35 protein-coding genes are annotated in these 22,032 nt (G+C 62.0%); 1 reads left to right on the top strand and 34 read right to left on the bottom strand.

From position 1 onward, the window contains the following. Window positions 1-115: 115 nt before the first annotated feature. From G6R19_RS02400 to rpsJ, 32 genes are all read right to left on the bottom strand, one after another. The gene (locus tag G6R19_RS02400; RefSeq protein ID WP_205484197.1) at window positions 116-1,006 is read right to left on the bottom strand and encodes a tRNA pseudouridine synthase A; all 891 of its coding nucleotides are present in this window, start codon (window positions 1,004-1,006) and stop codon (window positions 116-118) included. 32 nt (window positions 1,007-1,038) lie between these two features. Beyond that, the gene (rplQ, locus tag G6R19_RS02395; RefSeq protein WP_163161919.1) at window positions 1,039-1,626 is read right to left on the bottom strand and encodes a 50S ribosomal protein L17; all 588 of its coding nucleotides are present in this window, start codon (window positions 1,624-1,626) and stop codon (window positions 1,039-1,041) included. Window positions 1,627-1,698: 72 nt separating this feature from the next. Continuing rightward, window positions 1,699-2,709, bottom strand: coding sequence for a DNA-directed RNA polymerase subunit alpha (locus tag G6R19_RS02390; RefSeq protein ID WP_013601812.1), 1,011 nt, complete (start codon window positions 2,707-2,709; stop codon window positions 1,699-1,701). Window positions 2,710-2,840: 131 nt separating this feature from the next. Continuing rightward, window positions 2,841-3,242 carry a 30S ribosomal protein S11 gene (gene rpsK, locus G6R19_RS02385; RefSeq protein WP_018760435.1) on the bottom strand — a complete coding sequence of 134 codons (402 nt, stop codon included), beginning with the start codon at window positions 3,240-3,242 and terminating at the stop codon, window positions 2,841-2,843. Window positions 3,243-3,296: 54 nt separating this feature from the next. Continuing rightward, window positions 3,297-3,671: a 30S ribosomal protein S13 gene (gene rpsM / locus G6R19_RS02380; protein WP_003803743.1), complete on the bottom strand. Its 375-nt coding sequence runs from the start codon at window positions 3,669-3,671 to the stop codon at window positions 3,297-3,299. A gap of 183 nt (window positions 3,672-3,854) precedes the next feature. Beyond that, window positions 3,855-3,968, bottom strand: coding sequence for a 50S ribosomal protein L36 (rpmJ, locus tag G6R19_RS02375; RefSeq protein ID WP_009358722.1), 114 nt, complete (start codon window positions 3,966-3,968; stop codon window positions 3,855-3,857). 69 nt (window positions 3,969-4,037) lie between these two features. Beyond that, window positions 4,038-4,259 (bottom strand): translation initiation factor IF-1, encoded by a 222-nt coding sequence (gene infA, locus G6R19_RS02370; RefSeq protein WP_009358723.1) that lies wholly within the window; start codon window positions 4,257-4,259, stop codon window positions 4,038-4,040. 172 nt (window positions 4,260-4,431) lie between these two features. Further along, the gene (locus tag G6R19_RS02365; protein ID WP_163161917.1) at window positions 4,432-5,367 is read right to left on the bottom strand and encodes a P1 family peptidase; all 936 of its coding nucleotides are present in this window, start codon (window positions 5,365-5,367) and stop codon (window positions 4,432-4,434) included. Between the two features lie 102 nt (window positions 5,368-5,469). Continuing rightward, entirely contained in the window at window positions 5,470-6,297 is an 828-nt protein-coding gene (gene map, locus G6R19_RS02360) for a type I methionyl aminopeptidase (protein WP_163161915.1), read from the bottom strand. 70 nt (window positions 6,298-6,367) lie between these two features. Continuing rightward, on the bottom strand, window positions 6,368-6,937 hold the full coding sequence (locus G6R19_RS02355) for an adenylate kinase (protein WP_205484239.1): 570 nt from the start codon (window positions 6,935-6,937) through the stop codon (window positions 6,368-6,370). 5 nt (window positions 6,938-6,942) lie between these two features. Then, on the bottom strand, window positions 6,943-8,253 hold the full coding sequence (secY, locus tag G6R19_RS02350) for a preprotein translocase subunit SecY (RefSeq protein ID WP_163161911.1): 1,311 nt from the start codon (window positions 8,251-8,253) through the stop codon (window positions 6,943-6,945). Between the two features lie 216 nt (window positions 8,254-8,469). Beyond that, window positions 8,470-8,961, bottom strand: a complete 492-nt coding sequence (rplO, locus tag G6R19_RS02345) for a 50S ribosomal protein L15 (RefSeq protein ID WP_163161909.1) — start codon at window positions 8,959-8,961, stop codon at window positions 8,470-8,472. Continuing rightward, window positions 8,962-9,168 (bottom strand): 50S ribosomal protein L30, encoded by a 207-nt coding sequence (gene rpmD, locus G6R19_RS02340; protein ID WP_163161907.1) that lies wholly within the window; start codon window positions 9,166-9,168, stop codon window positions 8,962-8,964. 2 nt (window positions 9,169-9,170) lie between these two features. Next, complete coding sequence (gene rpsE, locus G6R19_RS02335; RefSeq protein WP_163161905.1) at window positions 9,171-9,893, bottom strand: 30S ribosomal protein S5; 723 nt, start codon at window positions 9,891-9,893, stop codon at window positions 9,171-9,173. Continuing rightward, window positions 9,890-10,273 carry a 50S ribosomal protein L18 gene (gene rplR, locus G6R19_RS02330; RefSeq protein ID WP_163161903.1) on the bottom strand — a complete coding sequence of 128 codons (384 nt, stop codon included), beginning with the start codon at window positions 10,271-10,273 and terminating at the stop codon, window positions 9,890-9,892. Before rplR ends, rpsE begins: the two co-directional genes overlap by 4 nt. Before the next feature lie 2 nt (window positions 10,274-10,275). After that, window positions 10,276-10,812, bottom strand: coding sequence for a 50S ribosomal protein L6 (gene rplF, locus G6R19_RS02325; RefSeq protein WP_050054319.1), 537 nt, complete (start codon window positions 10,810-10,812; stop codon window positions 10,276-10,278). Between the two features lie 18 nt (window positions 10,813-10,830). Further along, a complete protein-coding gene (gene rpsH, locus G6R19_RS02320) occupies window positions 10,831-11,229 on the bottom strand; it encodes a 30S ribosomal protein S8 (protein WP_050054318.1) in 399 nt (132 codons plus the stop codon). Window positions 11,230-11,323: 94 nt separating this feature from the next. Continuing rightward, a complete protein-coding gene (gene rplE / locus G6R19_RS02315; protein WP_163161901.1) occupies window positions 11,324-11,905 on the bottom strand; it encodes a 50S ribosomal protein L5 in 582 nt (193 codons plus the stop codon). Continuing rightward, entirely contained in the window at window positions 11,905-12,264 is a 360-nt protein-coding gene (gene rplX, locus G6R19_RS02310) for a 50S ribosomal protein L24 (protein WP_056626626.1), read from the bottom strand. Before rplX ends, rplE begins: the two co-directional genes overlap by 1 nt. Window positions 12,265-12,267: 3 nt before the next feature. Next, window positions 12,268-12,636, bottom strand: coding sequence for a 50S ribosomal protein L14 (gene rplN / locus G6R19_RS02305; protein ID WP_009358299.1), 369 nt, complete (start codon window positions 12,634-12,636; stop codon window positions 12,268-12,270). 276 nt (window positions 12,637-12,912) lie between these two features. Continuing rightward, on the bottom strand, window positions 12,913-13,053 hold the full coding sequence (locus G6R19_RS02300; RefSeq protein WP_163161899.1) for a hypothetical protein: 141 nt from the start codon (window positions 13,051-13,053) through the stop codon (window positions 12,913-12,915). A 269-nt stretch (window positions 13,054-13,322) separates the two neighbouring features. Then, complete coding sequence (gene rpsQ / locus G6R19_RS02295) at window positions 13,323-13,628, bottom strand: 30S ribosomal protein S17 (protein WP_104042537.1); 306 nt, start codon at window positions 13,626-13,628, stop codon at window positions 13,323-13,325. Beyond that, complete coding sequence (gene rpmC, locus G6R19_RS20525; RefSeq protein ID WP_163161897.1) at window positions 13,625-13,954, bottom strand: 50S ribosomal protein L29; 330 nt, start codon at window positions 13,952-13,954, stop codon at window positions 13,625-13,627. Before rpmC ends, rpsQ begins: the two co-directional genes overlap by 4 nt. A 2-nt stretch (window positions 13,955-13,956) precedes the next feature. Then, window positions 13,957-14,373, bottom strand: a complete 417-nt coding sequence (gene rplP / locus G6R19_RS02285; RefSeq protein ID WP_050054315.1) for a 50S ribosomal protein L16 — start codon at window positions 14,371-14,373, stop codon at window positions 13,957-13,959. Beyond that, window positions 14,374-15,207 carry a 30S ribosomal protein S3 gene (gene rpsC, locus G6R19_RS02280; RefSeq protein WP_142038804.1) on the bottom strand — a complete coding sequence of 278 codons (834 nt, stop codon included), beginning with the start codon at window positions 15,205-15,207 and terminating at the stop codon, window positions 14,374-14,376. After that, complete coding sequence (gene rplV / locus G6R19_RS02275; protein WP_009358304.1) at window positions 15,208-15,573, bottom strand: 50S ribosomal protein L22; 366 nt, start codon at window positions 15,571-15,573, stop codon at window positions 15,208-15,210. Window positions 15,574-15,611: 38 nt separating this feature from the next. Next, window positions 15,612-15,893 (bottom strand): 30S ribosomal protein S19, encoded by a 282-nt coding sequence (gene rpsS, locus G6R19_RS02270; RefSeq protein ID WP_003803803.1) that lies wholly within the window; start codon window positions 15,891-15,893, stop codon window positions 15,612-15,614. Between the two features lie 12 nt (window positions 15,894-15,905). Beyond that, a complete protein-coding gene (gene rplB / locus G6R19_RS02265) occupies window positions 15,906-16,745 on the bottom strand; it encodes a 50S ribosomal protein L2 (RefSeq protein ID WP_009358305.1) in 840 nt (279 codons plus the stop codon). 29 nt (window positions 16,746-16,774) lie between these two features. After that, window positions 16,775-17,080: a 50S ribosomal protein L23 gene (gene rplW / locus G6R19_RS02260; RefSeq protein ID WP_011692807.1), complete on the bottom strand. Its 306-nt coding sequence runs from the start codon at window positions 17,078-17,080 to the stop codon at window positions 16,775-16,777. Continuing rightward, window positions 17,077-17,700, bottom strand: a complete 624-nt coding sequence (gene rplD, locus G6R19_RS02255; RefSeq protein ID WP_163161894.1) for a 50S ribosomal protein L4 — start codon at window positions 17,698-17,700, stop codon at window positions 17,077-17,079. The genes rplW and rplD overlap by 4 nt, the downstream gene beginning before the upstream one ends. Before the next feature lie 4 nt (window positions 17,701-17,704). Further along, entirely contained in the window at window positions 17,705-18,355 is a 651-nt protein-coding gene (rplC, locus tag G6R19_RS02250) for a 50S ribosomal protein L3 (RefSeq protein WP_013601833.1), read from the bottom strand. A 17-nt stretch (window positions 18,356-18,372) separates the two neighbouring features. Beyond that, window positions 18,373-18,681: a 30S ribosomal protein S10 gene (gene rpsJ / locus G6R19_RS02245; RefSeq protein ID WP_003803825.1), complete on the bottom strand. Its 309-nt coding sequence runs from the start codon at window positions 18,679-18,681 to the stop codon at window positions 18,373-18,375. A gap of 401 nt (window positions 18,682-19,082) precedes the next feature. Between rpsJ and G6R19_RS02240 the strand changes: the two genes are divergently transcribed. Next, complete coding sequence (locus G6R19_RS02240; RefSeq protein ID WP_163161892.1) at window positions 19,083-20,519, top strand: GH1 family beta-glucosidase; 1,437 nt, start codon at window positions 19,083-19,085, stop codon at window positions 20,517-20,519. A gap of 12 nt (window positions 20,520-20,531) precedes the next feature. Here the strand turns inward: G6R19_RS02240 and G6R19_RS02235 are convergent, their stop codons facing one another. Both G6R19_RS02235 and tuf read right to left on the bottom strand, forming a co-directional pair. After that, entirely contained in the window at window positions 20,532-20,756 is a 225-nt protein-coding gene (locus tag G6R19_RS02235; RefSeq protein WP_163161109.1) for a hypothetical protein, read from the bottom strand. 3 nt (window positions 20,757-20,759) lie between these two features. Next, a complete protein-coding gene (gene tuf / locus G6R19_RS02230; RefSeq protein WP_163161890.1) occupies window positions 20,760-21,950 on the bottom strand; it encodes an elongation factor Tu in 1,191 nt (396 codons plus the stop codon). Window positions 21,951-22,032 lie beyond the last annotated feature (82 nt).

The raw sequence follows: 22,032 nt of genomic DNA, 5'->3' as shown, positions 1-22,032 counted from the left end.
GGGCCCACGCCCGCAGGGTGCCCTGGCCGTGGAGCCAAGCCGGCGAGGGCCCCGGCCCGAGCTTGCGAGGGCAGGGAGCCGGCATGGACTTGCGAGGCTAGGGGGCGGGTGGGGCTTACTCCCGCAGCGCCCGGGTGAGCTCGGCGCGGGCCAGCAGCTCGTCGTCGGACGGGTACGCCACTTCCTCCAGCACCAGCGGGTGCGGGGCGGCCAGCACGGACTTGGCATCCCGCTTCCTGGCGAGCAGCCGTTCGTGGAGCCAGCCCGGTTCCTCCACGCCCTCCCCCACGTATAAGGCCGAGCCGATCAGGGCGCGCACCATGTTGTGGCAGAAGGCGTCCGCCTGGACGGTGGCCACGATGACGCCGTCTTCCGCCCGGGCGAACTCGAAACGCTGGAGCTCGCGGATGGTGGTGGCACCCTCTCGTGGCTTGCAGAACGACAGGAAATTCTGGAGCCCCAGGAGCTTGGAAGCACCCTCGTTCAGCAGCGAAACGTCCAGCGGATTCTTGTGCCACAGCGTGGAGTACCGGCCAAGCGGGTCCCACAGGGCAGGGCCGTCGGCGATGCGGTAGCTGTAGCGCCGCCACAGTGCCGAGAAACGGGCATCAAAGCCGGGGGGCGCCAGCGAGATTCGATGCACCTCCACAGCGCCGGTAAGGTCGCCGAGCACGCGGCTCAGGGCGCCGCGGATCCTGCGGAGCATGGCGACGGCGGGATCCAGCTCGTGCCCGCGCGGCAGGCCCAGCCACTCGGCTTCCGTCACGGCCAGGTGGACCACCTGGCCGCGGGCGTGCACGCCGGCGTCGGTGCGCCCGGCAACAGTCACACGGACGGAACGCCGGAGGAGCATGTGCAGGGCCTCCTCGAGGACGCCCTGGACTGTCCGGAGTCCCGGCTGCAGGGCCCACCCGCTGAAGGGCCCGCCGTCGTAAGACACATCAAGCCGGACACGCAAAAACCCGCCGCCCCCCATTACGGGGGCCGCGGGTTTTTGGTCGTTCATAGACTTAAGTCTAAGCGAAGAAAATCAGCGAATTACTTCGCGTCCTTTTCCTCGGCTGCGGGAGCTTCCTCAGCGGCCGGAGCCTCTTCGGTTGCAGCCTCTTCAGTTGCAGCGTCCTCGGCAGGAGCTTCGGCCGGAGCCTCAGCAGCTTCGGTCTCGGCAACCTCAGCCTCGGGAGCTTCCTCGGCAGCCGGAGCAGCCTTGTCTGCATCGCGCTTGGCAGCGGCGGTAGCCTCAGCAACTACGGCCTGCTTAGCGGAAACCGGCTCGAGAACCAGTTCGATGACAGCCATGGGAGCGTTGTCGCCCTTGCGGTTGCCGATCTTGGTGATGCGGGTGTAGCCGCCGTCGCGGTTCTCCACAGCCTGGGCGATGTCGGTGAACAGCTCGTGGACGACGCCCTTGTTGCTGATCAGGCCGAGCACGCGGCGGCGGGAAGCGAGGTCGCCACGCTTGGCGAAGGTCACCAGTCGCTCTGCGTACGGCTTCAGGCGCTTGGCCTTGGTGACCGTGGTGGTGATCCGCTTGTGCTCGAACAGGGATGCTGCCAGGTTCGCGAGCATGAGGCGCTCGTGAGCCGGGCCGCCTCCGAGGCGCGGACCCTTAGTGGGGGTAGGCATAATTGTTTCTCCTCAAATGGAAGCCGTGGGCCGGGCACACCATGGTGCCCTGCCCGCCGGCCAAGGTCTGGTTTAGAGTTCGTCGTCGCCGAAGGCGGCGTCGTCCTCTTCGATTGCTGCGGCGCGTGCTGCGAGGTCAAAACCGGGAGGCGAGTCCTTGAGGGACAGGCCCAGTTCAACCAGCTTTGCCTTGACCTCGTCAATGGACTTGGCACCGAAGTTGCGGATGTCCATCAGGTCAGCCTCGGAGCGGGCAACGAGTTCACCCACGGTGTGGATGCCCTCACGCTTGAGGCAGTTGTAGGAACGGACGGTGAGGTCCAGATCCTCGATCGGCAGGGCCATGTCGGCTGCCAAGGCAGCGTCGGTGGGCGACGGGCCAATCTCGATACCTTCAGCTGCGGTGTTCAGCTCACGTGCCAGACCGAAGAGCTCCACCAGGGTGGTGCCTGCGGAAGCGACGGCATCGCGCGGGGCGATGGCCTGCTTGGTCTCGACGTCGACAATCAGCTTGTCGAAGTCGGTGCGCTGCTCAACACGGGTTGCTTCCACGCGGAAAGTAACCTTCAGCACCGGCGAGTAGATGGAATCGACCGGGATACGGCCGATCTCTGCATCGCCGGACTTGTTCTGAGCTGCCGAAACGTAGCCGCGGCCGCGCTCGATGGTCAGCTCGAGTTCGAACTTGCCCTTCGAGTTCAGCGTGGCAATGTGCAGATCCGGGTTGTGGAATTCGACGCCGGCCGGCGGAGCGATGTCCGCGGCGGTGACGACTCCGGGGCCCTGCTTGCGCAGGTAAGCGACAACCGGCTCATCGTGCTCGGAGGAAACCGAGAGGCTCTTGATGTTCAGGATGATCTCAGTGACATCTTCCTTGACACCCGGAACCGTGGTGAACTCGTGCAGCACGCCATCGATCCGGATGCTGGTTACGGCAGCACCGGGGATGGAGGAGAGCAGGGTACGGCGGAGGGAGTTTCCGAGGGTGTAGCCGAAGCCCGGTTCCAGCGGTTCAATGATGAAACGCGAACGGTTTTCTGAAACTACCTCTTCAGAGAGGGTGGGGCGCTGTGCAATGAGCACTTAGGTTTCCTTTCGGCGAGCATCCGCTATATGACGCAACACAGGTGGTGGAAATTCGGTCTGAAGACTTAACGCGCTGGGCTTGCCCGGACCATCGACGGTCCGGGCAAGCTCATGCGGCGTGGAAAGCCTTAGACGCGGCGGCGCTTCGGCGGGCGGCAGCCGTTGTGCGCAGCGGGGGTGACGTCCTGGATGGAGCCAACCTCGAGGCCTGCGGCCTGCAGCGAACGGATCGCGGTCTCGCGTCCGGATCCCGGTCCCTTGACGAAAACGTCAACCTTGCGCATGCCGTGCTCCTGGGCGCGCTTGGCAGCGGCTTCGGCAGCCATCTGGGCAGCGAACGGAGTGGACTTACGCGAGCCCTTGAAGCCAACCTCACCTGAGGAAGCCCAAGAGATAACAGCGCCGCTCGGATCCGTGATGGAAACGATGGTGTTGTTAAAAGTGCTCTTGATGTGCGCCTGGCCAAGCGCGATATTCTTCTTGTCCTTCTTACGCGGCTTGCGAACCGCGCCACGAGTCTTCGGGGGCATTATTTCTCCTACAGAAAGTTATCGGGGGAAAGTCCGTTAATCCCGGCGGGGATTTTAACGGGCCTTCTTCTTGCCGGCGACGGTGCGCTTCGGGCCCTTGCGGGTACGGGCGTTGGTCTTCGTACGCTGTCCGCGTACGGGCAGGCCCTTGCGGTGGCGCAGGCCTTCGTAGCTGCCGATTTCAACCTTGCGGCGGATATCTGCTGCTACTTCGCGGCGAAGGTCACCCTCAACCTTGTAGTTGCCTTCAATGTAGTCACGCAGCTCAACCAGCTGTGCATCAGTCAGGTCCTTGACGCGAACGTCAGCGCTGATGCCAGTGGCAGCCAGGGTTTCGTGTGCACGGGTCTTGCCCACGCCGTAGATGTAAGTAAGCGCAATTTCCAGCCGCTTTTCGCGGGGAATGTCTACGCCAGCGAGACGAGCCATAGTGGCAGTACTCCTTGATAAACCGGAGGTCGTAGGCAGTACACCCGCACGTTCTGTACGGCCCCAGCCTCCGACCGGGGGTTAGCTGTCCGGACTCTTTCGAGCTCAATGTTCCAGATCAGCTTGTGCTGCCTTTATTTACTTGCGTGGGTTAGCAACCCAGGATTTCCCGATGAAGGGAAATTAGCCCTGGCGCTGCTTGTGGCGCGGGTTCTCGCAGATCACCATGACCCGGCCATTACGGCGGATCACTTTGCACTTTTCGCAGATCTGCTTGACGCTCGGCTTGACCTTCATGGCATTCCTTTGCGTGTAACAGTTGGTCAACTGGAGCGGACATCAGTTCGCACTGAGCCGCCCAGCAATTTACTTGTAGCGGTAGACGATACGACCACGGGTGAGGTCGTACGGGCTCAGCTCCACCACTACGCGGTCCTCAGGGAGAATCCTGATGTAGTGCTGACGCATCTTTCCAGAGATGTGTGCCAGTACGATGTGCTTGTTGGTGAGCTCAACGCGAAACATCGCGTTAGGCAGCGCCTCAGTCACAACGCCTTCGATCTCAATGACCCCGTCCTTCTTGGCCATACCCTCCGCTAACTGTTGTTGCCGCAGTCCTGCCGGATTGCACCGGGCATGACCACGAACGTTTTTGTTGGATCGATTGTCAGTTCCAGGCCCCAAAAGGGCGTGGCAGTCCAGACAACCAACAAACAACACTACTCTGTATCGCTGTAAAAGTTAAATCGGCAATAGTAACCTACCGGGCGCCGTACGCACCATAATCACCGGCCGGAGTGCTCACGGCTTCCGCGCTGGCCACGCCATCGAGGATGGCCAAACGGACGACGTCGGCTGCCGCGCTCTGCAGCGTAATGAGACTGACCTGCCGGGCGGCTTCGTCCGTGCGGTCGAGCGGGACAGCCCCGGTTGAGAGGCAAAAGACGATGTCCCCGTCAGCGAGGGTATGGGACGGATTCAGGGCCCGCGCGATCCCGGCATGGGAGGCAGAAGCAGTCCGTTTGCACTCGGCCACATCAAGAACGGCATTAGCTGCCACCACAACCAGTGTGGTGTTCGTCGTGGTGGCTGCTTGCACCGGCGCTGGTACTTCGGGTTTGGTCTGGTCAAATGGCAGCCCCAGTGCATTCACCACAGCAAGTGCCCCTACAACCACGCCGTTCTCGAGGGTGGCCGACGCGGTGCCCACTCCCCCTTTGAACGTCCTGGCGATCACTGCCCCGGTGCCGGCACCCACGTTGCCGCGTCCGACGTCGTGCCCTTCCTTTTGCGCGGCGGCGGCGGCGGTTGCGGCGTAACCCATCTCCGCCGTCGGACGGGCTGAAAAGTTGCCGCCGCGGCCAAGGTCGAAGATCGCGGCTGCCGGGACGATGGGCACTACTCCCCCGGGCACCGCAAAGCCCCGGTTGTTTTCCTCGCACCAGCGCTGGGCGCCGGACGCGGACACCAGGCCGTACGCGCTGCCGCCGGTCAGCACCACGGCGTCCACCGCACCGACCAGGGTGGTGGGATCGAGTGCATCCGTTTCGTGGGTGGCCGGTCCGCCGCCCTGGACGTCCACTGACCCGACCGTGCCCGGCGGGGGCAGGACCACCGTTACGCCACTCAGCCAGCCGGCGTCGGTCTTTTGGATGTGGCCAACGCGGATGCCCGGCACGTCAGTGATTGCTCCCATGGCACCCATTGTTCCCCCTCCCCCAACTAAGTAGCGCCAAGTGTCCTTTTGAAGGGTCAGAACGACACTTGGCGCTACTTAGTTGGGCTGGGCGAGTGGAAATTACGGGATCGGGACGGGGGTGACGCCGAGGGGCACCAGGTGCTCCGCGCCGCCGTCGGGCGCCGACAGCACCCAGATGCCCTTGTCGTGGACCGCCACTGAGTGCTCCCACTGGCAGGAGCGCTTGCCGTCCGTGGTGACGACGGTCCAGTCGTCCTCGAGCACGGCTGTGTCGATGGTGCCGCGGACCAGCATGGGCTCGATCGCCAGGCAAAGGCCCGGGCGGATCTTGGGGCCGCGGTGGCTGGTGCGGTAGTTCAGTACGTCCGGGGGCATATGCATCTCGGAGCCGATGCCGTGGCCCACATAGTCCTCGAGGATGCCCAGCGGCTTGCCCGGCACGGAGGATACGTAATCATCGATGGCGGCGCCGATGTCGCCCACGTGCTTGCCCGTGGCCAGCGCGGCGATGCCCCGCCACATGGCTGCGCGGGTGACGTCGGAGAGGCGCTGGTCCTCGGGGTCCGCGGTGCCGACGATAACTGTGCGCGCCGAGTCCGAATGCCAGCCGTTCACAATTGCGCCGCCGTCGATCGAGATGATGTCGCCATCCCGGAGCACGCGGCTGCCGGGGATGCCGTGCACCACCTCCTCATTTACGGAGGTGCAGATAGTGGCGGGGAACCCGTGGTAGCCGAGGAAGTTGGACTTCGCGCCGGCTTCGTTCAGCACAGCAGCGAACACGTCGTCCAGGTGCTTGGTGGTGACTCCGGGCACGGCTGCTGCAACGGCTGCATCCAGGGCACGGCTCAGGACCAGGCCTGCTTCGTGCATAGTGCGCATTTGGGCGTTGGTCTTGTATTCGATGCGGGGCTGGCCAAAGGCCATGGTGTTTCCTTTCAAATGGCTGAGGCTCCTCCCGTTTACCGGGAGGAGCCTCGGAAATGCTTTGCCTGGATCAGGCTGCCTGTGCGGCCTTGATGGCCTGCATGACGCGGTCCGTGACCTCGTCGATGGGGCCGATCCCGTCCACCTGGGTGAGGATGCCGCGCTCGGCATACTTGGCCACCACGGCTTCGGTCTGCTCGTGGTACAGGTCCAGGCGGTGGCGGATGACGGCTTCGTTGTCGTCACTCCGGCCCGTTTCCTTGGCCCGGCCCAGGAGGCGGTGTACCAATTCCTCGTCGTCGGCAGTCAGCTGCAGGACGACGTCGAGCTTCTCTTCGCCCTTGGCAAGGATCTCGTCGAGGTAGTCCACCTGCGCCGTGGTGCGGGGGTAGCCGTCCAGGAGGAAGCCGTTTTCGACGTCGGACTCGCTCAGGCGGTCGCGCACCATCTTGTTGGTCACGCTGTCCGGAACAAAGTCGCCGGCGTCCATGTACTTCTTGGCTTCAATGCCAAGCGGCGTTTCGCCCTTTACGTTTGCACGGAAGATATCGCCGGTGGAGATCGCCACAACGCCGAGGCGCTCCGAGATCCGCTCTGCCTGCGTTCCTTTTCCGGAACCGGGAGGTCCAATAATCAGCATTCTCGTCATCGCAAAAGCCCTTCGTAGTGACGTTGTTGTAGCTGCGCATCAATCTGCTTGACGGTCTCCAGGCCAACGCCCACCATGATCAGGATCGAGGTGCCACCGAACGGGAAGTTCTGGTTCGCGTTGATCAGTACCAGTGCCACCAGCGGAATCAGCGCCACGAAGCCCAGGTACAGGGCGCCTGGCAGGGTGATCCGGGACAGCACGTACTGCAGGTAGTCAGCGGTCGGTTTGCCCGCGCGGATACCTGGAATGAAGCCGCCGTACTTCTTCATGTTGTCCGAGACCTCTTCAGGGTTGAAGGTGATCGCGACGTAGAAGTAGGTGAAGAAAACGATCATGGCGAAGTAAAGCACCATGTAGATGGGCTGGTCACCGCGGACCAGGTTGTTGTTGATCCATTCCACCCAAGGCTGGATCTGCTCGCCTTGCCGCGGCTGGTTGAACTGGGAGATCAGGCCCGGCAGGTACAGCATGGAGGAAGCGAAGATCACGGGGATAACACCGGCCATGTTGACCTTGATGGGGATGTACGTGCTGGTACCTCCCACGGTGCGGCGGCCGATCATGCGCTTGGCGTACTGCACGGGCACGCGGCGCTGGGACTGCTCAACGAAGACCACCAGGGCCACGGTCAGCAGGCCGATGGCGAGGACCATAAAGAACGTTCCGGGACCCTGCGAGCTCCAGATGGCGCCGAGGGAGGTGGGGAACGTGGCGGCGATGGACGTAAAGATGAGCAGGGACATACCGTTGCCCACGCCCTTCTCGGTGACGAGCTCGCCCATCCACATGATCAGTCCGGTGCCGGCTGTCAGGGTGATGATGATCAGGATGGTGGTGATCACACTGGTGTCCGGGATGATCGGCAGGTTGCAGCCGGGAAGAAGCTGCCCGGACCGCGCCAGGGAGACCAGCGTGGTGGCGTTCAGCAGGCCCAGCGCGATGGTGAGGTACCGCGTGTACTGGGTCAGCTTGGACTGCCCGGACGCGCCCTCTTCGTAGAGCTGCTGGAACCGGGGAATGACCACCCGGAGCAGCTGGACGATGATGCTTGCCGTGATGTACGGCATGATGCCGAGGGCAAAGATGGACACCTGGAGCAACGCGCCGCCGCTGAACAGGTTAACGAGCTGGTACAGGCCACCTGCGGTCTGACCGTTCTGCAAGCATTGCTGGACATTCTGGTAGTCCACACCTGGCGAGGGAATGAAAGCACCCAAGCGGAAGATGGTGATGATTCCCAGCGTGAACAACAACTTGCGTCGCAGATCAGGCGTGCGAAAGGCCCGGCCAAATGCGCTAAGCAAGCGTCCTCCTGGTGGTGTTAATAAGAGTTGTGATGGGGATCTATAAATCCCAACAACCGAGTCTAACGGTTGGATGCGCCATGCGAACAATCCGGGAAAGCGCGCATGCGGCGGGTGGCGGGAAAAATACGCCCGGCGGATGTGAAAAACTCCCGGTCTCCAGGGCCTGGGCCCCGGATACCGGGAGTTCAACAACGGGCTTGGCGCCCACCGGCTCTAGAGAGCGGTGGTGCTTCCGCCTGCTGCAGCAATCTTTTCAGCGGCGCTGGCCGAGAATGCATGGGCGGTGACGTCAACCTTGACGGTGATGTCGCCGGTGCCCAGCACCTTGACGGGCTGGTTCTTGCGAACGGCACCCTTTTCGACCAGGTTCTCCACGGTGACTGCGCCACCTTCCGGGAACAGCTCGTTGAGCTTGTCCAGGTTTACAACCTGGAACTCAACCCGGAACGGGTTCTTGAAGCCGCGCAGCTTCGGCAGGCGCATGTGCAGCGGCAGCTGGCCGCCGGCAAAGCCAGCCTTGACCTGGTAGCGGGCTGCAGTACCCTTGGTGCCACGACCGGCGGTCTTACCCTTGGAGCCTTCACCACGACCAACACGGGTCTTGGCGGTCTTGGCACCCGGGGCGGGACGCAGGTGGTGAACCTTCAGGGCGTTCTGCTTCTCAGCAGCGGCGCTCTGTGCCTTGTCAGCAGTGTTCTCTGCCATTTACTTCGCCTCCTCTACCTGTACCAGGTGCGGAACCGTGTTGAGCATTCCCACGGTGACGGCGTCGGCGGTGCGGACAACGGTGTGTCCGATCCGCTTCAGGCCGAGCGACCGCAGGGTGTCGCGCTGGTTCTGCTTGCCGCCAATGGCGGACTTGATCTGAGTGATCTCCAACTGGACGTCGGAGGGAATCAGGTTCTTAGCCATAACTAGACACCCGCCTTCGAATTCAGGAGAGCCTTCACCAGTGCCGGCGGAGCGATCTCGTCGAGGGGCAGGCCGCGGCGTGCTGCCACTGCTGCCGGCTCTTCGAGGCGCTTCAGGGCATCAACAGTCGCGTGAACGATGTTGATGGCGTTGGAGGAACCGAGCGACTTGGAGAGGATGTCGTGGATGCCCACGCACTCCAGTACTGCACGGACCGGGCCACCGGCGATAACACCGGTACCGGCGGAAGCCGGACGCAGCATAACGACGCCTGCGGCAGCCTCACCCTGGACGCGGTGCGGGATGGTGCTGCCAACGCGGGGAACGCGGAAGAAGGACTTCTTGGCCTCTTCAACGCCCTTCGCGATAGCGGCAGGAACTTCCTTAGCCTTGCCGTAGCCAACGCCGACCATGCCGTTGCCGTCACCGACGACGACCAGAGCGGTGAAGCTGAAGCGACGACCACCCTTGACCACCTTGGAGACGCGGTTGATGGTGACAACGCGCTCTACGAACTGGCTCTTCTCGGCTTCACGGCCGCCGTCGCGGCCGCCACGGCCACCACGGTCGCCGCGGCCCTGGCCACGGTCGCCACGCTCACCGCGACGAGCGCCACCACGGCGGTCGTCGGCAGCTGCGGGGGCAGTGGTCTCAGCGGCAGCTACGGCTTCGGTAGCCTTCTGATCTGCAGACACAGTGTCCTTTTCCTTGTTTGCTTCCGTCACAGTGACAGCCCACCTTCACGTGCACCGTCAGCGACGGCGGCGATCCGGCCGTGGTACTTGTTACCACCGCGGTCGAAGACAACAGCTTCGATACCGGCAGCCTTGGCACGCTCTGCGACGAGTTCGCCAACGCGCTTGGCCTTGGCAGTCTTGTCGCCGTCGAATGCACGAAGGTCGGCTTCCAGAGTGGAGGCGCTCGCTACGGTCAGGCCCTTGGTGTCATCGACAACCTGGACGAATACGTGGCGTGCGGAACGGTTGACGACCAGACGAGGACGTACAGCCGTACCGGAGATGCGCTTACGGATACGAAGCTGGCGGCGGCTGCGCTGGGCAGACTTGCTCTTGTTCGTACGCTTCTTGTTAATTGAGATGGCCATGGTTACTTACCAGCCTTTCCGACCTTGCGGCGGATGACTTCGCCGGCGTAACGGATGCCCTTGCCCTTGTAGGGGTCCGGCTTCCGCAGCTTGCGAATGTTGGCAGCAACCTCGCCGACCTGCTGCTTGTTGATACCTGAAACAGAGAGCTTGGTCGGGGTCTCAACTGCAAAGGTGATGCCCTCCGGTGCGGAGACATTGACCGGGTGGCTGAAGCCGAGAGCGAACTCAAGGTCAGATCCCTTGGCCTGAACGCGGTAACCGGTACCGACGATTTCAAGCTTCTTCTCGTAGCCCTTGGTAACGCCCTCGATCATGTTGGAGATCAGGGTGCGGGTCAGGCCGTGGAGTGAACGGGAGGCGCGCTCGTCGTTCGGGCGGGCGACAGTCAGGGTGTCTGCATCCAGGGTGACCTCGATCGGGCTGGCCACAGTGTGGTTCAGCTCGCCCTTGGAACCCTTGACGCTGACGACAGAGCCGTCAACCTTGACCTCAACGCCGGCAGGAACGGTGATGGGGAGACGTCCAATACGTGACATTATTCTCTTCCTTTCCCGTTACCAGACGTAAGCGAGGACTTCGCCGCCCACGCCCTTCTTGCCGGCCTGCTTGTCAGTCAGGAGGCCGGAAGAGGTGGACAGGATTGCGACACCCAGGCCACCCAGCACGTGCGGCAGGTTGGTGGACTTTGCGTAAACGCGCAGTCCCGGCTTGGAAATACGACGAACACCAGCGATTGAACGCTCGCGGTTCGGTCCGAACTTGAGCTCGATGGTCAGCTTCTTGCCAACCTCAGCGTCTTCTTCCTTCCAGCCGGCAATGAAGCCTTCGGCCTTGAGGATGTCAGCAACGCGTGCCTTGAGCTTGCTGTACGGCATGGACACGGAATCGTGGTATGCCGAGTTTGCATTGCGCAGACGCGTAAGCATGTCTGCGACAGGATCTGTCATTGTCATTGTGGGCTCTTGCCCTTCCTCATAACGGTTTCCGCGGTGCTGCTTGCCTGAACGGATTCAGGAGCCGGACCGCCGGACCTTTTACGTAGTTAGATTAATCTTCGGCCTTGAACGGGAAACCAAGCGCCTTGAGCAGCGCGCGGCCTTCGTCATCGGTCTTGGCAGTGGTGACAACCGTGATGTCCATACCGCGGACGCGGTCGATCTTGTCCTGGTCGATCTCGTGGAACATAACCTGCTCGGTCAGACCGAAGGTGTAGTTGCCGTTACCGTCGAACTGCTTGCCGGAGAGACCACGGAAGTCCCTGATACGGGGCAGTGCGAGGGTGACCAGACGGTCCAGGAATTCCCACATGCGGTCGCCACGGAGTGTGGCGTGTGCACCGATGGGCATGCCTTCGCGCAGCTTGAACTGAGCGATCGACTTACGGGCCTTGGTTACCTGCGGCTTCTGGCCGGTGATCTGGGTGAGGTCGCGGACAGCGCCGTCGATCAGCTTGGAGTCCTTGGCGGCATCTCCAACACCCATGTTCACAACGACCTTCACGAGGCGCGGAACCTGGTTGACGTTTTCGTACTTGAATTCCTCGATGAGCGTGCTCTTGATGGAATCGGCGTACTTGGTCTTCAGACGAGGAACGATCTTCGTTGCCGGAGTCTCGAGAGTCTCAGTCATTAGATGTCCTTCCCTGAGCTCTTGGCCACGCGCACGCGCACTTCACGCTTCACGCCATTGCGCTCTACGGTCTCGGTGCGGAAACCGACGCGGGTGGGCTTCTTGGTGGACGGGTCAACCAGAGCCACGTTGGAGATGTGGATCGAAGCTTCAACAACTTCGATGCCACCGGTCTTGGTGCCGCGCTGCGACTGACCGACCTTGGTGTGCTTGGTTACGCGGTTGATGCCTTCGACCAGCACGCGGTTGGTCTCGGGGAACACGCGCAGGACCTTGCCCTGCTTGCCGCGGTCGCCGCCGCGCTCAGCCTTGGCGCCAGTGATGACCTGAACCAGGTCACCCTTCTTGATCTTAGCCATGGACTAGAGCACCTCCGGAGCCAGAGAAACGATCTTCATGAACTTCTTGTCACGCAGTTCACGACCAACCGGTCCGAAGATACGGGTACCGCGGGGGTCACCGTCGCCCTTCAGGATCACAGCTGCGTTCTCGTCAAACTTGATGTAGGAACCATCCGCACGGCGGCGTTCCTTCTTGGTACGGACGATGACTGCCTTAACAACATCGCCCTTCTTTACGTTGCCGCCGGGGATTGCATCCTTGACGGTGGCGACAATGACGTCACCGATGCCTGCGTAGCGACGGCCGGATCCACCGAGAACGCGAATGGTAAGGATTTCCTTAGCACCCGTGTTGTCGGCGACCTTGAGTCGCGACTCCTGCTGAATCACTATTTACTCCTTGCGTCGCGCCGGTTCTCAGACCGAAAATCTTCCTACGGAATGAGCCTTGCGGAACGGTTGATCGGGGTGTCTCTTGACCTGCCTGGATTTTGCCAGACCAGGCCTAAACGCCCGTGCCAGAAGCAGTTGCTCCCATCCGGTCCAGGAGATCCTGGGCGCAAGGGGGCACTATGCCGTGGCACGCTTGTTTACGAGGTTGATGTCGGCACACTGAAGGCGCCATACAAACTCAATATCCTAGCACGTTTTCCGCCCATCCCCATATCACCGCCGGCGCTCCCCCGCAAGACGGACGACGGCGTCACGCACCTCAGCCTTTTGTCCCGCTCTGGGTGCCACTCCCCCAGGACGCGCCACCGCCGTCGTAAGCCCCACCACCTCCCGCACGCTGGGACGCTCTCTCACTTAATGCGCCTTTTTGGCCAGCGCTCTCTCACTTTTCTGGGAGAAGTGAGAGAGCGTCGGCCAAAAACAGGCGTTAAGTGAGAGAGCGTCGAGGGGGGACGACGGCGTCACGCACGGCAGCCTTTTGGCCCACCCTGGATGCCACGTGGGCAGGAAACCGCGGCACCGCCGTCGTCCGGTCCCCAAAGCGTGCCCGGCGGCGGCTGTTAAACGCGGAAGCCCCCGCTCCCAAAGGGAGCAGGGGCTTCCGGATACCGAAGCAGCAGGTGCTACTTGGCCTTCTCGAGGATCTCCACGAGCCGCCAGTTCTTGGTGGCGGACAGCGGACGGGTCTCGGCGATGACAACGAGGTCGCCGATGCCGGCGGTGTTCTCTTCGTCGTGAGCCTTGACCTTGGAGGTACGGCGGATGACCTTGCCGTACAGGGCGTGCTTCACGCGGTCTTCAACCTGGACAACGATGGTCTTTTCCATCTTGTCAGAGACCACGTAGCCGCGACGCGTCTTGCGGTAACCGCGCTGCTCAGCCGTGGCTGCGGTAGCAGTTTCGGTCACGTTCTCGTCCTTTTCACTCACTTGGCATCCTCCTCGGTCTCAACCGTTTCAGCCTTGTCGGCCTTCTTGGTTGCTGCCTTCTTGGACTTCTTTTCTTCCTTGGCTTCCACAACCGGTGCGGCAACCTCGGCACGAATGCCCAGCTCGCGCTCACGGAGAACGGTGTAGATGCGGGCGATGTCCTTCTTTACCGCGCGCAGACGACCGTGGTTCTCCAGCTGTCCGGTGGCGGACTGGAAACGCAGGTTGAACAGCTCTTCCTTGGCCTTGCGGAGTTCTTCAACGAGACGCTCGTTGTCGAAACCGTCCAGCTGTGCGGGAGCCAGATCCTTGGATCCTACTGCCATTTCTATTCACCACCTTCGCGACGCAGAATGCGTGCCTTCAACGGGAGCTTGTGGATTGCCAGGCGCAGGGCCTCGCGTGCTACCGATTCTTCGACGCCGGAGATCTCAAAGAGAACCCGACCCGGCTTGACGTTTGCGACCCACCATTCCGGTGAACCCTTACCGGAACCCATGCGGGTTTCGGCAGGCTTCTTGGTGAGGGGACGGTCCGGGTAGATGTTGATCCAGACCTTACCGCCACGCTTGATGTGGCGGGTCATGGCAATACGGGCGGACTCGATCTGACGGTTGGTGACGTATGCCGGGCTCAGGGCCTGGATGCCGTACTCACCGAAAGTGACCTTGGTGCCGCCCGTAGCAGCGCCGGAACGACCCGGGTGGTGCTGCTTACGGTGCTTGACTCGACGTGGGATAAGCATTTAAGCCTGTCCTCCTTCTGCTGCCGGAGCAGCAGCTTCAGCTGCCGGAGCCTCGGCAGCAGGAGCTGCGTCAGCGGCCGGACGGTCGTTGCGACGGCGGCGGTCACCACGGTCAGCGCCACCCGGGCGGCCCGGACGGTCGCTGGGACCGCGGCCACGGGACGGGGCGGAAGCGGCCTGCTGGGCCAGTTCCTTGGCGGTGACGTCACCCTTGTAGATCCAAACCTTCACACCGATGCGGCCGAAGGTGGTCTTGGCTTCGTAGAAGCCGTAGTCGATGTTCGCGCGGAGGGTGTGCAGGGGCACACGGCCTTCGCGGTAGAACTCCGAGCGGGACATTTCAGCGCCACCCAGTCGACCGGAGCAGGCGATACGGATGCCCTTGGCACCTGCACGCTGTGCGGACTGCATGGCCTTCTTCATTGCGCGGCGGAAAGCCACACGTGAAGTCAGCTGCTCAGCAACGCCCTGGGCAACAAGCTGTGCTTCCATCTCGGGGTTCTTGACCTCGAGGATGTTCAGCTGGACCTGCTTGCCGGTGAGCTTTTCGAGCTCGCCGCGGATGCGGTCTGCTTCTGCTCCACGGCGGCCGATGACGATGCCCGGGCGGGCCGTGTGGATGTCCACGCGGACGCGGTCACGGGTGCGCTCGATCTCAACCTTGGCGATACCGGCGCGCTCCATGCCCGTGGACATGAGCTGGCGGATACGGATGTCTTCGCGAACGAAGTCCTTGTACCGCTGGCCGGCCTTGGTGCTGTCAGCGAACCAGTGCGATACGTGATCGGTGGTGATGCCGAGTCGGAACCCGTGCGGGTTTACTTTCTGTCCCACTTAGCGAGCCTCCTCTTTCTCCGGGGTAGCGACTACCACGGTGATGTGGCTGGTGCGCTTCTTGATCTGAAATGCACGACCCTGGGCACGCGGCTGGAACCGCTTCATGGTCGGGCCTTCATCAACAAACGCTTCGCTGATGATGAGGTCGCCTTCGTCAAACGCCACGCCGTCGCGGTCCGCGAGGACCCGGGCGTTGGAGATTGCCGACTGAACTACCTTGAATACCGGCTCTGAAGCTGCCTGTGGGGCAAACTTCAGAATTGCCAGAGCCTCATTCGCTTGCAAACCACGAACAAGGTTGACGACGCGCCGGGCCTTCATAGGCGTTACGCGGATGTGGCGCGCAATTGCCTTGGCTTCCATTGCTTTCCTTCTCTCGTCTTTGACGTAAGTGCAGGCGCCTAGCGGCGCTTGCCCTTACGGTCGTCCTTGACATGGCCGCGGAATGTCCGCGTGGGAGCGAATTCGCCGAGCTTGTGCCCGACCATCGACTCAGTAACAAACACCGGGATGTGCTTGCGTCCGTCGTGTACGGCGATCGTGTGCCCGAGCATGTCGGGGATGATCATCGAACGGCGTGACCAGGTCTTGATGACGTTCTTGGTGCCCTTTTCGTTTTCCCTGGCTACCTTCACAAAGAGGTGCTGGTCAACGAAAGGACCTTTTTTCAGGCTGCGTGGCATGTGTCCAGGCTCCTATCGCTTGTTCTTGCCAGTACGACGGCGACGAACAATAAGCTTGTCGCTCTCTTTGTTGGGGCGGCGGGTGCGGCCTTCCCGCTGACCGTTCGGGTTGACGGGGTTACGTCCACCGGACGTCTTGCCCTCGCCACCACCGTGCGGGTGGTCAACCGGGTTCATGGCGACACCACGGACGGTCGGGCGGACGCCCTTCCAGCGCATGCGGCCGGCCTTGCCCCAGTTGATGTTGGACTGCTCGGCGTTGCCCACCTCGCCGACGGTTGCGCGGCAGCGCACGTCAACGTTGCGGATTTCACCGGAAGGCAGACGCAGCTGGGCGAAGCGGCCTTCCTTGGCGACGAGCTGGATGGATGCACCGGCGGAGCGGCCCATCTTGGCGCCACCACCCGGGCGCAGTTCAACTGCGTGGATAACGGTACCCACCGGGATGTTGCGCAGGGGCAGGTTGTTGCCAGGCTTGATGTCAGCGTTGGCACCTGCCTCTACGAAGTCACCCTGGGACAGCTTGTTCGGCGCGATGATGTAGCGCTTGGTGCCATCAACGTAGTGCAGGAGGGCGATGCGAGCCGTACGGTTCGGATCGTACTCAATTTCAGCAACGCGGGCGTCAACGCCGTCCTTGTCGTGGCGACGGAAGTCGATCAGACGGTACTGGCGCTTGTGTCCGCCACCCTTGTGACGGGTGGTGATCTTACCGGTGTTGTTACGGCCGCCCTTTTTGGGCAGCGGACGTACCAACGACTTTTCCGGCGTCGACCGCGTGATTTCGATGAAGTCCGCTACGCTCGAGCCACGACGGCCCGGGGTAGTCGGCTTGTATTTACGGATTCCCATAATTTATTTCCTCGTTAAAGTGGTCTCCGCTACGCGAGCGGACCGCCGAAGATGTCGATAGTGCCTTCTTTGAGGGTGACAATCGCACGCTTGGTGTTCTTGCGGGTACCCCATCCGAATTTGGTGCGCTTGCGCTTACCGGCACGGTTGATGGTGTTGATCGATTCGACCTTGACGGAGAAGATCTTCTCCACGGCCAGCTTGATCTCGGTCTTGTTCGACCGGGGGTCCACCAGGAAGGTGTACTTGCCCTCGTCGATCAGGCCGTAGCTCTTTTCCGACACGACGGGCGCAAGCACGACGTCGCGGGGATCCTTGATGGTGGCTGCACTCACTTGGCATCCTCCTCGTTCTTTGCCACTGCCTTGCCGGCAACGAATGCTTCGTAGGCAGCCTTGGTGAAGACAACGTCATCAGACACGAGAACGTCGTAGGTGTTCAGCTGGTCTGCGTACAGAACGTGAACACCGGCGAGGTTGCGCACGGACAGTGCAGCAACATCGTTGGCGCGCTCGATGACAACCAGCAGGTTCTTGCGGTCGGAAACGCCGCGCAGCGTTGCAAGTGCACCCTTGGCGGACGGCTTGGAGCCCTCAACCAGTTCGGCAACAACGTGGATGCGTCCGTTACGCGCCCGGTCAGACAGTGCGCCGCGCAGTGCAGCAGCAATCATCTTCTTGGGGGTGCGCTGGCTGTAGTCACGCGGAGTGGGACCGTGGACAATGCCACCGCCGGTCATGTGAGGAGCACGGATGGAACCCTGACGGGCGCGGCCGGTGCCCTTCTGCTTGAACGGCTTGCGTCCTGCACCGGAAACTTCAGCGCGGGTCTTGGTCTTGTGGGTACCCTGGCGAGCAGCAGCGAGCTGGGCAACGACGACCTGGTGCAGCAGCGGCACGTTGGTCTGAACGTCGAAGATCTCTGCAGGCAGGTCAACCTGGACAGTGTTAGCCATTGAACTAGGCTCCCTTCACGGCGGTGCGTACGAGTACGACCTGGCCGCGGGCACCGGGAACGGCGCCCTTGATAAGGAGCAGCGACTTCTCGACGTCAACCGCGTGAACCGTGAGGTTCAGCGTGGTGTGACGAACGGCGCCCATGCGGCCGGCCATTTTCATGCCCTTGAAGACGCGGCTCGGGGTGGATGCGCCACCGATTGAACCGGGCTTACGGTGGTTCTTGTGGGCACCGTGGGAAGCTCCAACGCCGTGGAAGCCGTGACGCTTCATAACACCGGCGAAGCCCTTACCCTTGGTGGTGCCGATGACGTCGATCTTCTGGCCGGCTTCGAAGACCTCTACGGAGAGCTCCTGGCCCAGCTCGTACTCAGCAGCATCTGCGGTACGGAGTTCGACGACGTGGCGGCGAGGCGTGACGCCTGCCTTCTCAAAGTGACCAGCCAGCGGCTTGGTGACCTTGCGGGGATCGATCTGGCCGTAGCCGATCTGTACGGCTACGTAGCCATCAGCTTCTGCGTTGCGCAGCTGGGTGATGACGTTCGAATCTGCCTGGACCACAGTGACGGGGATGAGCTTGTTGTTCTCGTCCCAGACCTGGGTCATGCCGAGCTTCGTGCCCAGCAGGCCCTTTACGTTACGGGTTGCGGTCATAGTCTCTCAGCACCTCCCTACAGCTTGATTTCGATGTTCACGTCTGCCGGCAGGTCGAGACGCATAAGCGAGTCAACAGCCTTCGGCGTGGGATCGATGATGTCGATAAGACGCTTGTGCGTGCGCATTTCGAAGTGCTCGCGGCTGTCCTTGTACTTGTGCGGAGAGCGGATGACGCAGTACACGTTCTTCTCCGTCGGCAGCGGCACGGGGCCAACTACCGTTGCGCCTGCGCGCGTGACCGTCTCAACGATCTTCCGTGCTGAAACGTCAATGACCTCGTGGTCGTATGACTTCAGCCGGATGCGGATTTTTTGTCCCGCCATGTCGCCTGACTCTCTTTCAGTCTGTGCTTCCCCTGGTTGGGGCTGCCCTGTTCACTTACTCGTTGTATGGCTGCCGAAGCAATTGAGGTCGTAACCACCATCCGCCGCACAAGCTGAATCCGGATGAATCCGGGTTCCTCACCTTGCCGGCGTAACCGACCCCCGCGGTCGGGCGTGTCGCGCTTGGCACGCATACAAATCCGCAATTCCATGGGGAGGGGGTTATGTTTGGTCTTCCACTTGGACCCTGGCACCCGGCATTATCCGGATCGGGACACGAAGAAGCGCTTGAACAACTCATCTAGTATGCCGGAATTTGCAGCCAGAAGCGAATTGGCCCATTCGAGGGGCCAGTCCGAGGAATCATTGCCTTCGGCAACACCGGAATGGATGATAGGGGCATGACGCTGGAAAGCACCGAATCCGTGACCGAACTGGCCAGCCGCATGCCGCCGTCGTTCACCCTGGGCGTCGCAGCCGCAGCCTTTCAGATCGAAGGAGCCCTGACCCAGGGCGGCCGGGGCCCGTCCGGGTGGGACGCCTTCGCCGAGAAGCCCGGCAGCATTATGGACGGGCATTCCCCCGCCGTGGCCTGCGACCACTATAACCGCCTGCCCGAGGACATCACCCTCCTGCAGGAGCTGGGCGTGGACTCCTACCGCTTCTCCTTGTCCTGGCCAAGGATCCAGCCCGACGGCCAGGGGCGACTCAACGCGGAGGGACTGGACTTCTACGACCGGCTGATTGACCAGCTGCTGGCGGCCGGCATCTCCCCCATGGCCACCCTTTATCACTGGGATACTCCCCTGCCGCTGGAACACCGCGGTGGTTGGATGAACCGTGAAACAGCGGAACGGTTTGGCGAGTATGCCGCTGCCGCCGGCGAACGCTTCGGGGACCGCGTGTCACAGTGGGTGACACTCAACGAACCGCTGTCGGTAACCCTGAACGGCTACGCCCTGGGCGTGCACGCCCCGGGCCACACCCTGATGTTCGATGCCCTTCCGGCAATCCACCACCAACTTCTGGCCCACGGCCTCGGCGCGCAGGCCCTTCGTGCGGCAGGGGTGAAGGGAGACGTAGGTGTAACGAACCTGCACTCCCCTGTCCGGCCTGCCAGCGGAAAGGTCGGAGACCGGCTGGTGGCGAAGCTGTACGACCTCCTGATGAACAGGATCTACGCCGACCCCGTACTGCTGGGCCGCTATCCGCACCTTCCCCTGTACGCGAGGCCGTGGCTGCGGTCAATCGGCCGGATTTCCGACGCTGACCTGCAGACCATCCACCAGCCACTGGACTTCTACGGCCTCAACTACTACTTCCCGGTGAAGGTTGCATTGGGCCGCGGGGTGACGCCTATTCCCGCCAATACGCACAAGGCGGTAGCCCGGCTTCCTTTCCATGAGGTGGGCTACCCGGAATACAGCAGCACCGGATTCGGCTGGCCTGTGGCTCCTGAGCACCTGGGCATCCTGCTCAAGGAGCTCCAGGACCGGTATGGGGCTGCACTCCCCCCGGTTTACATCACCGAAGGCGGCGCCAGCTACCCCGAGCCCGACCAAGTGTCCGGGCCCGTCCAGGATGAGGACCGCCTGAATTACATCGCCTCGCACCTGCGCGCAGCACTGGACGCCACCTCGCCCGGCGGGATGGCCTCGGCCGTGGACCTGCGCGGCTACTACGTGTGGACCCTGATGGACAATTTCGAATGGGCGGCCGGTTACTCCCAGCGCTTCGGCCTGGTCCACGTGGATTTCGAAACGCTGGAGCGCACGCCCAAGCAGTCCTTCTACTGGTACCAGTCACTCAGCAAGGCTCGGCGGGCGGCGGCCGGCTAGGCCCGCGCTCCGCTACTGGTTTTTGTTCGCCCGGTTGATCCGCTTGGCGCGATCGATTTCGTGGCGGAAGTGCTTCTTGGCCCAGAAGACACCGGCGACCACGGCGACAACGATGATCAGAAAAATAAGCCATCCCATGATGAACTCCTTTCGGTCCAGCAACAGTATCAGGCAGGAGTTAACCAAAAAGAACAGCCCCGCTGCAGTAGCAGCGGGGCTGTTCTTCAGTTCAAACAAGAATTACTTGTTGATCTTGGTAACGCGTCCCGAACCAACGGTGCGGCCGCCTTCGCGGATTGCGAAGCCGAGGCCCTCTTCCATAGCGATGGGCTGGATGAGCGCAACGGTCATCTCAGTGTTGTCGCCAGGCATAACCATTTCCGTGCCCTCGGGCAGGGTGATAACGCCGGTTACGTCCGTGGTACGGAAGTAGAACTGCGGGCGGTAGTTGGAGTAGAACGGGTTGTGACGTCCGCCTTCGTCCTTGGAGAGGATGTAGACGTTAGCCTCGAAGTCGGTGTGCGGGGTGATGGAACCCGGCTTGACGACAACCTGGCCACGCTCTACGTCATCGCGCTTCAGACCGCGGAGCAGGAGGCCACAGTTCTCGCCGGCCCATGCTTCGTCGAGCTGCTTGTGGAACATCTCGATACCGGTAACCGTGGTCTTCTGGACCGGGCGGATGCCGACGATCTCGACCTCGGAGTTGATGGCGAGGGTTCCACGCTCGGCGCGGCCCGTAACAACGGTGCCACGGCCGGTGATGGTGAAGACGTCCTCGATCGGCATCAGGAACGGCTTGTCACGGTCACGTACGGGGTCCGGAACAGACTCGTCAACAGCAGCCATCAGGTCCTCGACGGACTTGACCCACTCCGGGTCGCCTTCCAGTGCCTTGAGGCCGGAAACGCGGACAACCGGTGCTTCGTCGCCATCGAAGCCCTGCGAGCTGAGGAGCTCACGAACTTCCATTTCAACGAGGTCCAGCAGTTCCTCATCGTCAACCATGTCGGACTTGTTCAGCGCGACCAGCAGGTAGGGAACACCAACCTGGCGGGCGAGCAGAACGTGCTCACGGGTCTGTGCCATCGGGCCGTCAGTGGCGGCAACCACGAGGATTGCACCGTCCATCTGTGCAGCACCGGTGATCATGTTCTTGATGTAGTCAGCGTGACCGGGGGCGTCTACGTGTGCGTAGTGGCGCTTTTCGGTCTGGTACTCAACGTGGGAGATGTTGATGGTAATGCCGCGCTGACGCTCTTCGGGAGCAGAGTCAATCGACGCGAAGTCACGCTTCTCGTTGAGAGTCGGGTACTTGTCGTACAGCACCTTGGAAATGGCGGCCGTCAACGTCGTCTTACCGTGGTCAACGTGACCAATGGTGCCGATGTTAACGTGCGGCTTAGTCCGCTCGAACTTTGCCTTTGCCACAGGTTCCTCCTAGAACGTTTTCAAATGACATACCCTTCAGCCGCGCTTGTCGCGGCAGAAACTCAGGTAAGTCTACTTGGGG

The sequence above is a fragment of the Arthrobacter sp. Alg241-R88 genome (assembly GCF_900537115.1).
Taxonomy (GTDB): domain Bacteria; phylum Actinomycetota; class Actinomycetes; order Actinomycetales; family Micrococcaceae; genus Arthrobacter.
This window is presented reverse-complemented; position numbering and strand designations above follow the sequence as displayed.